We start from the raw sequence: 9,867 nt of genomic DNA, 5'->3' as shown, positions 1-9,867 counted from the left end.
CTTGTGACGGCGGTTGCATCGCTCAGGAAATCGACGACCATCCGTACCACTGCACTTTCGCCGCGACGGGTGCGAACGAACTCGGCGATCGGGCCGACATGGTCTAGGCCGGGGACATGCCGCACGGTATGGGCGACCCCGGCGGCCCGAAGCGCCCGCGACAGGCGCTCGGCGTTGACCGCGCCGACGGTTTCGTCGTCCGTGCCGCGCAGCATCAGCATCGGCGGCGTCGCGGCGTTGACGTGACGGCTGACCTGCATCAGCGGATAGCGCTCCGGGGGTCCGAAAATTCCTTTGATATCAGGCTCTTCCGGCGTGAAGTGATACGGTCCGGATAACCCGGCAACCCCGCTCAGCGCGGTCGTATCCATGCCCGCGGCCCGCAGGTAGCGCGCGTCGGCCGCGAGCAGCGCGGCGATATGCGCCCCGGCGGAATGCCCCATCAGCCGCAATCCATCAGGGTCGCCACCGTAATCCGCGACGCTGGTGCGCGCCCAGGCGACGGCCTGCGCGGCGTCCTCCATGAAGGCGCGCAGCGGGCGGCCGGACTCGGTCAGCGGGATGTCGAGGCGGACGTGGATGCAGCCGTCGCCAAAGTGACCGAAGGGCTGGCCCGTGACGCCGTGGCGGTCCATGAGCTGGTCGAACTCGCGCAGGTAGGTGCCCAGGCGCTCGGGCGGGACGGCGGCGTCCTCCCAGCCGGGCCAGCACTCCTTGTTGTCGCTGCTGCGGCCCGCGAGCCCGGCGCCGTCCGCGCGGATGGCCCACAGGCGGGCGGCCTCGCGCGGGTCCTCGAAGACGCGGATGGAGTCGGTGCCGGCGTCAGCGCTGATGCGCGCGAGAATCTCCCGGGCCTCTTCCTCGGTATCCGCGCCGATCTCCACGAACAGCCAGCCGGCACCCGGCGGCAGGTCGGGGATCGCCCGCGCTCCCTTCGCGAGGCGGATCCGCTCCACGAGCCGCGCATCCAGGCCCTCCACAGCGTGGGGCCCGTGGGCCATGATCGGCATCACGGCATCGGCCGCGGCAGGCATGTCCGCGTAGCCGAGCGCCAGTGTGAGCCTCACGGGCGCGATCGGGACCAGCCGGACCGTCGCCTCGAGCGTCGTCGCAAGCGTGCCCTCCGCGCCCACGAGGAAGCGCGCCAGGTCCGCGCCGTTCTCAGGCAGCAGGTGCTCGAGGCTGTAGCCGGACACCTGCCGGTCGAACCGACCGAACTCCGTACGGACCAGCGCGAGGTTCTGGCGCACGAGGTCTGCCAGCCCGGCCACCGCATCGGCCGTTCCAGCGCCTGCGGCGAGGCGACGCCCGTCGCCGGTGATGACGTCGAGAGCGAGGGTGTTCTGCGCGGTCTTGCCGTGGGCGACGGCGTGGGGGCCGCACGCGTTGTTGCCGATCATCCCGCCCAGCGTCGCCCGGTTGGTGGTCGACGGGTCCGGGCCAAAGCGCAGACCGTGCGGTGCGGCGACCTTCTGCAGCTCGGATAGGACGACGCCGGGCTGGACGCGCGCCGTGCCTGCGTCTGCGTCGACGTCGAGGATGCGGTTCATGTGGCGGCTGGTGTCGATCACGACGCCGGGGCCGATGCTATTGCCCGCCACCGAGGTGCCGCCGCCGCGCATGGTCACCGTGGCGCCGGCGTCGCGGGCGGCGTCGAGGGCGGCCACGAGGTCGTCGGCGTCGCGCGGGGTGACCACAACCGCCGGCGGGACGCGGTAATTGGAGGCGTCCGTGGAGTACTCGGCGCGGCGGCGTGGGCTTGCGTCCACCTCGCCGTCGATGCGCTCGCGCAGGTGCGCCGCGAGGTCGGTCGCGGGCACGGTCGTGGTCACGGCGACATTGTTCCACGCGTCCGCCCCCGACAGTCCGAACCAGTACCGACGGAGATGCGGACAGCGCCCGGACGCACCGAGGCCCCGGGATCGCGCGATCCCGGGGCCTCGAGTGAGCGCGCGCTACTTGCGCTCGAAGAAAGCCTGGCCCTTGTCCGTGCCCCACACGACAAAGAGGACGGCCACGGGCAGGAGGATCGACAGCAGGCCGTGGCCGGTGTTGTCGACACCGTCGGTGAACGCGCCGACGGTCATGATTCCGCCGATCACGATGCGCGCTCCTGCCGCGATGGTGATCCACAGGCGCGCGCCAGGCGAGCCCTTCATGAGGCCCCCGGCGATGGCGAAGAAGAACAGCGAGAACAACAGCTCGAGCACGCCCACGAGAACGATGACCGTGGTGTCGGACTGGCCCAGAGCATCGGCAACCGAGTCGGACACCGCCCCGATGAACCACAGGATCGCGAAGGCAAGGTATGCGAAGGCCTGGATGTAGACAAGGATCCCGACGAAGGTCACCAGTCCTGGCCGGGCGGGGGCTGCTGCGGGTGTGGTCGTGGTCTCGGTCATGATGCGTTTCCTCTCAGTGATGTCCACCCGGCGGGGGGCCGGGCGGGCAGGGTCGCGCAAATGCCACGGCGACGCTGCCGCTCACCAAGGTAGCGAGGTGGCCCCGCGGCGTCTATCCCTTCCCGGAATAGGCGCATTCGAGGACTGACGCAAGCCCCGTCGTCGCACCGGCCCTGCACTCGGATGGGGCAGAAGCGTGACGAGCGGCGCTGGGGCCTACGCGGGCCCTACGCCGTCGCGCGCGGTTGGGCGACAAGTTCCACGCCCAACTCGGTGAGCAGCGCGGCCACGCGGCGCTCGATCTCGTCGCGGACCGGACGGACGTTCTCGATGCTCGTGCCCGGCTCACCCTCGATCTCCCAATCGAGGTAGCGCTTGCCGGGGTACACCGGGCACGCGTCGCCGCAGCCCATCGTGACCACGACGTCCGCAGCCTTGAGGGTCTCCTCGGTCCACGGCTTGGGGAACTCGTCGCTGATGTCGATCCCGAGCTCGTGCATCGCGTCCACGGCGTGGCGGTTGAGCTGGTTGCCCGGCTCCGACCCGCCGGACCAGCCAATGGCGCGGTCCCCCGCGAGGTGCTTCATGAACCCGAGCGCCATCTGCGACTTGCCCGCATTCTTCACGCACAGGAAGAGGACCACGGGCCTCCCGTCGTGGGAGTCGGCCTGCACCACGGACAGCGCGTGGAGGCGCTGGCGCGCGAAGCGCTCGGCAAGCAGCGGCAGGTAGTTGGGCACCGTGGCGCGCGAGGCGAACTCGTCGTAGGACGTGGCGAGGAAGCGCTCGATCGTGGGGCGCCCGAACACCCCCACGAACTCGGACTCGAGCTGCTTGGCTGCCATCTCGAGGGCGTACTTCTGGTCGATCGACAGTGTCGCGACCTTGTCCAGTGGGCTGTTCATGACGGGTCTCCGTTCGTGACCGCGGCGGCGAGTCGCCGCACGCGGGGCTGGATCTGATCGAATGCGGCGGCGAAGGCCTCGTCGGTGTCGGCAGCCGCGGGGTCGGGGACGGACCAGTGCACGCTCGCGAGCGTGCCGTCCGCCTCGTAGGCGTTGTCGCACACGGCGACCACGAGGTCATCCATGCGCCGCTCGAACGCGAGCGACACGGGATGCGGGGTGAGGGGTTCGAGTCCCCGCCGCTCGAGTTCCGCGAGGGCGCGGGGGTTGATCGCGTCGGCAGGCTGGGTGCCGGCCGATGCGACGGGCACGTCGGACTGCCGCGCGAACAGGGCGGCGGCGAACTGGGAGCGCGCGGAGTTGGCGGTGCAGACGAAGACCACGCGGCACGCGCCGAACGCCTCGCCGCTGCCGATGGTGGCGGCCACGATGGGCTCGTCCCAGTTGAGCGCGAGGTAGCTGCGGCGGCCGTCGCCGTCGGAGCGGCGCCGGCGGATCACGCCCGCCTCGGTGAGCACACCCAGGTGGTGAGCGAGCAGGTTCGACGGCAGCTCGAGGGCCTCGGACAGCTCGGTCGGCGCCCGGTCCCCCTCCGCTAGGGCGTCGACGATGCGCAGCCGCTGGGGGTCCGCGAGGGCGGCGAGAAGCGAGGCGCGATCGGTCACGCGACCAATATAGCTCAATGGCTGTTGAGGCACCATCGCTGAACTGCGAACCAGAAGAGGCCACGACACCCCGGAGGCGACCCGCGCATCGGCCCTACGCACCCGCGTGTCGCGGAATCACCGGTTCGCAGTGAAGCGGAAGCTCGCCCGCGCACGGGCGATCACGGGCGATGTACGTGGCGGGATGGCTGCTCGGCGCGCCTGGCCCCACCGAGTCCATCGGCGCGCGAGGGTTGTCCCGCCGTCGCCAGATCACGGACGGATAACGCCGCCGACACGCGGCGGTATCGATCGCGCCGATAACCGTGTGACTTTCGTCACACCCGACATCGATTGTCACATCAGTCACATGCGCCACACGTTCCCGTTGACAGTGTGACAAAGGTCACTAGCGTTGGAAGTGACTGGGGGCGCTGAGGGGACAGCCAACGTGGGTGACCTGCCTCCTGTCATGGGAGGAATCATGAAGCTGGGGACAAGAATTGCGGCGACGGCCAGTGCGGCCGCGCTTGCGATCGTCGGGTGGGCCACGCCCGCGGCGATCGCCACGACTGTGGTGCCCAATGACGGGCAGGAGTACAGCGGCCAGGAGAAGTGCTACGAGGAGCAGGAGTACGTCAAGTACGAGTACGAGAAGACCAAAGAGGTCACGTACTACCAGTACCGCACCCGCACCGAGGAGTTCTCCACCACGAAGGTCAAGGAAGTCAAGGGCTGGAAGTACTCCGAGGGCGGCGAGACCAAGGTCAACGGCACCACCGTCGGCGGCCACTGGGAGCCCACCGGAACCTTCGAGTACTTCCCGATCCCGGACGTCATCGCGATTGCGCTGTGGGGTCCTGGCGGTCTTGACGATCACCCCCTGGGCGACGGCACCACCACTGTTCGGGTCGATGACGAGCGCGTGACCGTCAAGTACCGGGTGACCGAGCCCACGACCAGCCTGGGCTATGGCCCGTGGAGTGCGTGGTCCGAGTGGTCGAAGACCGACCCCGGTCCGAGCACCGACGCCCTCGAGGTCGCATCGAAGACCGAGACCAAGGTCATCAAGACCATCTGGTCCGAGGACCCGGAGTTGGGCGAGCCGTGGACCAAGACTGGCGAGACCAAGACCAAGACCCGCAAGGTCGAGGTCGAGTGCCCGCCACCACCGCCGCCGGTCGAGTGCGAGAACCTGCTCGGCGAGGACGGTGAGATGCCGTTCGTGCCGGAGGGCATCCAGGTCGTCGATCCGGGTCACGGCAAGGACTGCTACTACGTCGTGTACGTGTGCTGGGAGGTCACCGATCCGTATGACGACTTCCCGAATGGCACCGAGCTGTACCCGCTGAGCTACGTGAGCCACGGTGCCGCCCGGCCCATGGAGCTCGCTGACTGCACCGACGTGGTGCCGCTGTGCGAGGAAGTGCTGCAATACGGCTGGACCAAGTACGTCATCGACAGCTGGATCGACAGCAAGCTGCTCGACGAGCTGATCACCAACGGCCTCGACTTCGGGACCTACCAGGCCGGCAAGCCGGACGACGCGACGATCCTCTACAAGAAGATCTACGGCACGTTCGAGGTCGTGGGCGACGAGTGCCCGCCGCCACCCGCTCCAGAGAAGGTCTCCCTGTGCGAGGTCGTCGACGGCGTGGCCACCGAGGTGGTCTACACCGAGGGCACGGAGCCCGAGGACGGCATCACCTGGGTGGACGGCTCGGAGTGCGAGCCCAACCTCACCGGAACGTTCATCGGGAACCTCTGCCAGGGCGACGTGCCGTACTTCACGTATGACGTGGTGGTCAACGACCCCACCGGCTCGGTGGATCCGAGCGCGCTGCCCACGCTCACCTGGGTCAACCCGGGTGGCGAGGACCTCGTGATCGAGCTCACCAGCTTCGCGGGCCAGATGCTGTGGCCCGGGGCGTCCGCGAGTCCGCTCGGCTGGCCCGGTTGGGAGCTCAACGAGGCCACCGGTGAGTACGAGGAAGTGGGCGACGACAACTTCGGCTGGACGCGTGACGGCGTCCAGGTGATCATCTCGGTCAACCCCGAGACCACGGTCACCGCGGAGTACCCGCCGGCGACCTCCGACTGCAATGGACCCGACGAGGAGGACGAGGAGTTCGAATCCGTCCTCAGCGCTGGACCTGCGGTTCCCGTCAGGGGAGTCGCAACCTACGCGGGCTGACCCCTCAGCCAACCCGCCGGAAGCGCCCGTCTCTTCGGAGGCGGGCGTTTTCGTGTCCCGGCGCGCTTGCCAGGCACAGGGCCGGGCCGATGCGGTGGCCGGGTCGAGCGGTTCAGGCGCCCGGGGCGTCCGCCTCGCCGATGTACACCGGGGTGCCGAGCGGGATCCCGACGTCGGTGACCAACTCGGTGATGACGTCGTTGGGGAGCCGGATGCAGCCGCTCGAGGCGAGAGTCCCGATCGAGTCGGGATCGTTGGTCCCGTGGATGCCGATGATCGCATCGCCGCCGTTGAACTCGTCGAGCACGGGCGAGTAGCCCGACAGGCCGTACGCGTAGGGACCGTAGAGGCCGTCCGGGTCCGGGGGCTGCAGCAGCTCGCGGATGTAGTAGACGCCGCCGGGTGTGGGGCGGTCGCCGCGTCCCACGCCGATCGCGGACTCGAGCACCACGTCGCTCCCCTGGTAGACGGTCAACGTGAAGGTGTCCAGCATCACCTCGACGCGCATGTCCGTGGACACGAGGCCCACGTCACTGGCCTCGATCCAGCCGGTGGTGCCGTTGGGCCGCACCGGCAGGTGCACGTTGAGCCACTCGCCGTCCTGCTCCTCCACCAGGAACGTCAGCGGGGTCTGGTCGGGAACGGTCAGCACGTCCTCGGCAGCCACGGTCTGGGTCACGGTTCCGCGCGGCTCGTCATACACGTCGACGCTGGACCCGGTCGCGGTCGCGATCAGCGCGGTGGTGGGGTGGCCCACCTCGGGAACCGCGACCTGATCGGGGTCCGCGGTCGCGCTCGGCGCGCTCACCTCCGGGACGGGAGTGCCGCTCGCCACGACCACCTCGGAGTCGTCCATGGGATCCGCGGTACAGGCGGCAAGGGCGAGCGCCGCGGCGCAGACCAGCGCCCCCAGGCGGGTCAGGGGCTTCACACCCGTGCCGGGCACTGCTGTGCCTGGGTGCGGACGCACGTGTCGCATCGGCCCTCCCCTGTCCCTCGACGCACTGCGAGTCTAACGCCGGGGCGGTGTCGCTCCCACGGCCTCTCCGCGGCGCGCCACGTGGGGCGAGCGATCACCGGCTCCGGCCTGCCACGGAGGCCGCGATGCCCCTGGTGCCCGTAGCATCGGAGGCGAGAGGGGCGATGATGACGGCCAACAACGAGACACCCAACATGAGGGACGCGCGAGAGCGTGCCATGGCCGGGCTGTCCGCGATCGCCAACCCTGTGTCGATCAAGGGCATCATCGCTGCCGTCGGCGGCGCCATCGTGCTGCTCCTGCCGACTCTCACCACCGTGGTCGTGGAGCTCGTGGTCCTGGCCTTCGTGATCCTGTCCGGGTTCGTGGACCTGGTGGTGGCCCTCGGCGGCAGGCGCCGGCTGGGTCGCGAGCGGGGACGGATCGTGTCGCTGCTGCGTGGGATCGGCTCGTTGCTGTTCGCCGCGCTGCTCGTGATGGTAGCGATCCTCACCGAGGGCGGCGCGAGCCTGGGTCTGACGCTGCTGGTCTTCCTCGTGGGCTGGTACGTGCTGGCGCGCGGGCTGATCGTCGGCATCGCCGCCGTGTTCAACAAGCAGGCGAGCCATCGCGGCATCCGCATCACGGCCGGCGTGACCGTCGCCGCCTTGGGCTGGCTCGCGATCGTGCAGCCCGAGACGGTGTCGGAAGGCGTCATCGCGGGCGCGGCCGTGTTCGCCCTCATCTTTGGCCTGCTGCTGGTGACGTGGGGGCTGCGACGGGCCGAGGGCGCGGCGAGCAGGCTGGATCCGCGCAAGGCCGGCGTGGCCGACGCGCTGTGGGACTGGATCCGCGGCTCGGACATCGGGGACATGCAGCGCGAGGAGCTCTCGACGACCCTCTATCACGAGCAGCCCGAGCGGCTGTCGAAGAGGTTCGCGTGGTGGACGATGCTGGTGCTGTCCGTCGCGATCGCCACGTTTGCCGTACTCGCGGACTCGACGGCAGTGGTCATCGGAGCGATGCTCGTCGCGCCGCTCATGGCTCCCATCCTGGGGCTCGCCGGCGCGATCGTGAACGGCTGGCGGTGGCGGGCGATCGAGTCCGCCGCGGTGGTGGCGCTGGGCACCACGGTCTCGATCCTGCTCGCGTACGGCCTCACCGCGTGGGCGCCCGCCGCGATCAACTTCGACACCAACAGCCAGATCGTGTCACGCGTGAACCCCACCATCCTGGACATGCTCATCGCCCTCGCGGCCGGTGCGGCGGGGGCGTTCGCCACCGTCGACAAGCGGGTGTCCTCCTCGATCGCGGGCGTCGCGATCGCCGTGGCTCTCGTGCCGCCGCTCGCGGTCGTGGGCGTCGCGCTCTACGGCGAGCACGGCGACGAGGCGCGCGGCGCGTTCCTGCTGTTCCTCACCAACTTCGTCGCGATCGTGCTCTCGGCATGCGTGGTGTTCGTGCTGACCGGCTTCGCGCGCTTCCAGGCGCTGCGGACCAACCTGCCCAGCATTCTCACGACGGTGATCCCGTTCGTGGCCGTCGCGGCCGTGATCCTGGTGCCACTGGTGTTCGCCTCCGAGGGCCTGCTCACCTCCTCCACCCGCGAGACTCAGGCACAGGAGGTCGTGGACGACTGGATGGGCGAACGCGACGACCTGCAGGTCCAGACCGTGCGCGTGGACGACGACGACGTGGTGGTCGAGCTGCGCGGATCTGGCTCGCCGCCGTCCGGGTTGCGGCTGCAGCGCGAACTCGAGAACGCTTTCGGAGAGCCCGTCGCGGTCACCCTGCGCGTCACCCCGGTCGAGGAGCAGTACCTCGAGCCGAATCCGCTCAGTGAGGTCCTGCAGCGGCAGAGCGAGGATCTGTGACGCGCGAGGGACGCGCGGGGGACGCTGGGCCGATGCGGTGGCTCAGTACGAGACCGTCGGACCTTCCGTACCCTCCGGGACCCACGCGGCCGCGAGCGCCTCGGAGCCGCGGGCCAGCATCGCGACGTCCGCGCCCACGAGGATGAAGGCCGCGCCGGCCTCCGCATACGAGCGAGCGACGGCCGGGTCGAAGGCGTTCACGCCCACGGGCGTTCCCGCGCCGCGCACGGCCTCGAAGGCCCGAGCAACCGCAGCGGTCACGTCCGGGTGCGTCTGCTGGCCCAGCAGCCCCATCGAGGCCGCGAGGTCGCTCGGACCCACGAACACGCCGTCCACGCCATCCAACGCGGCGATCTCCGCAGCGGCGTCCACGGCGTCAGCGGTCTCGACCTGGACGAACAGCGACACATGCTGCGCCGCGTTCTCGAGGTAACCGGGCACGCGGTTCCAGCGAGCCGAGCGCGCCAGCGCGGACCCCACTCCCCTGCGCCCCCGCGGCGGATAGTGCACGGCCTCGACGGCGGCGCGGGCCTCCTCAGCCGAGGACACCATGGGGACCAGCACGTTCTGCGCGCCCAGGTCGAGCACCTGCTTGAGCAGCACGGGGTCGTTGGCCGGCACGCGAACCACTGGCGCCACCGGGTACGCCGCCACGGCCTGCAGCTGCGCCAGGACGGACTCGAGCCCATTGGGCCCGTGCTCCATGTCGATCAGCAGCCAGTCCAGACCGCCTCCGGCGCAGATCTCCGCCACCAGCGGCGAGCCCGAGCACACCCACATCCCGGCGAGCGGCCGGTCTGCGGAGGACAGCCGCGCGGCCAGGGTGGGAGGCAGCGCGGGGCCGGTCATGCGGAGGCTCCTGCAGCGCCAGCGGCGCCCGCCGCTCCGCC

The 9,867-nt window shown here is 70.0% G+C and carries 8 protein-coding genes; 2 read left to right on the top strand and 6 right to left on the bottom strand.

The features are described 5' to 3' along the window. The 4 genes from QZ483_RS10570 to QZ483_RS10555 all read right to left on the bottom strand — a co-directional run. Positions 1 to 1,832, bottom strand: a 1,832-nt coding sequence (locus QZ483_RS10570) for an FAD-binding protein (protein WP_297083764.1), incomplete at its 3' end; no start/stop codon positions are given. A 123-nt stretch (positions 1,833 to 1,955) separates the two neighbouring features. Further along, positions 1,956 to 2,402 carry a hypothetical protein gene (locus QZ483_RS10565; RefSeq protein ID WP_297083762.1) on the bottom strand — a complete coding sequence of 149 codons (447 nt, stop codon included), beginning with the start codon at positions 2,400 to 2,402 and terminating at the stop codon, positions 1,956 to 1,958. 227 nt (positions 2,403 to 2,629) lie between these two features. Further along, entirely contained in the window at positions 2,630 to 3,307 is a 678-nt protein-coding gene (locus QZ483_RS10560; RefSeq protein ID WP_297083760.1) for an arsenate reductase ArsC, read from the bottom strand. Continuing rightward, positions 3,304 to 3,972 (bottom strand): metalloregulator ArsR/SmtB family transcription factor, encoded by a 669-nt coding sequence (locus QZ483_RS10555; protein ID WP_297083758.1) that lies wholly within the window; start codon positions 3,970 to 3,972, stop codon positions 3,304 to 3,306. The genes QZ483_RS10560 and QZ483_RS10555 overlap by 4 nt, the downstream gene beginning before the upstream one ends. 451 nt (positions 3,973 to 4,423) lie before the next feature. Between QZ483_RS10555 and QZ483_RS10550 the strand changes: the two genes are divergently transcribed. After that, entirely contained in the window at positions 4,424 to 6,145 is a 1,722-nt protein-coding gene (locus QZ483_RS10550; RefSeq protein ID WP_297083756.1) for a hypothetical protein, read from the top strand. A gap of 112 nt (positions 6,146 to 6,257) precedes the next feature. Here QZ483_RS10550 and QZ483_RS10545 read toward each other — a convergent pair whose 3' ends face one another. Continuing rightward, on the bottom strand, positions 6,258 to 7,001 hold the full coding sequence (locus QZ483_RS10545; protein WP_297083754.1) for a L,D-transpeptidase: 744 nt from the start codon (positions 6,999 to 7,001) through the stop codon (positions 6,258 to 6,260). 317 nt (positions 7,002 to 7,318) lie between these two features. Here QZ483_RS10545 and QZ483_RS10540 point away from each other — a divergent pair, with 317 nt between their 5' ends. Continuing rightward, on the top strand, positions 7,319 to 8,977 hold the full coding sequence (locus QZ483_RS10540; RefSeq protein ID WP_297083752.1) for a DUF389 domain-containing protein: 1,659 nt from the start codon (positions 7,319 to 7,321) through the stop codon (positions 8,975 to 8,977). 42 nt (positions 8,978 to 9,019) lie between these two features. Here the strand turns inward: QZ483_RS10540 and QZ483_RS10535 are convergent, their stop codons facing one another. After that, positions 9,020 to 9,826, bottom strand: a complete 807-nt coding sequence (locus QZ483_RS10535) for an HpcH/HpaI aldolase/citrate lyase family protein (RefSeq protein WP_297083751.1) — start codon at positions 9,824 to 9,826, stop codon at positions 9,020 to 9,022. Positions 9,827 to 9,867 lie beyond the last annotated feature (41 nt).

It is taken from the genome of uncultured Demequina sp., assembly GCF_913055775.1.
Lineage (GTDB): Bacteria > Actinomycetota > Actinomycetes > Actinomycetales > Demequinaceae > Demequina.
The sequence above is the reverse complement of the archived record's forward strand: the minus strand, read 5'-3'. Positions and strand labels throughout refer to the sequence as shown.

Excerpts from the sequence above, each read along its gene's own strand:
- QZ483_RS10545 (WP_297083754.1), bottom strand. The coding sequence starts at position 7,001 with ATGGACGACTCCGAGGTGGTCGTGGCGAGCGGCACTCCCGTCCCGGAG.
- QZ483_RS10540 (WP_297083752.1), top strand. The coding sequence starts at position 7,319 with ATGAGGGACGCGCGAGAGCGTGCCATGGCCGGGCTGTCCGCGATCGCC.
- QZ483_RS10565 (WP_297083762.1), bottom strand. The coding sequence starts at position 2,402 with ATGACCGAGACCACGACCACACCCGCAGCAGCCCCCGCCCGGCCAGGA.
- QZ483_RS10535 (WP_297083751.1), bottom strand. The coding sequence starts at position 9,826 with ATGACCGGCCCCGCGCTGCCTCCCACCCTGGCCGCGCGGCTGTCCTCC.
- QZ483_RS10550 (WP_297083756.1), top strand. The coding sequence starts at position 4,424 with ATGGGAGGAATCATGAAGCTGGGGACAAGAATTGCGGCGACGGCCAGT.
- QZ483_RS10560 (WP_297083760.1), bottom strand. The coding sequence starts at position 3,307 with ATGAACAGCCCACTGGACAAGGTCGCGACACTGTCGATCGACCAGAAG.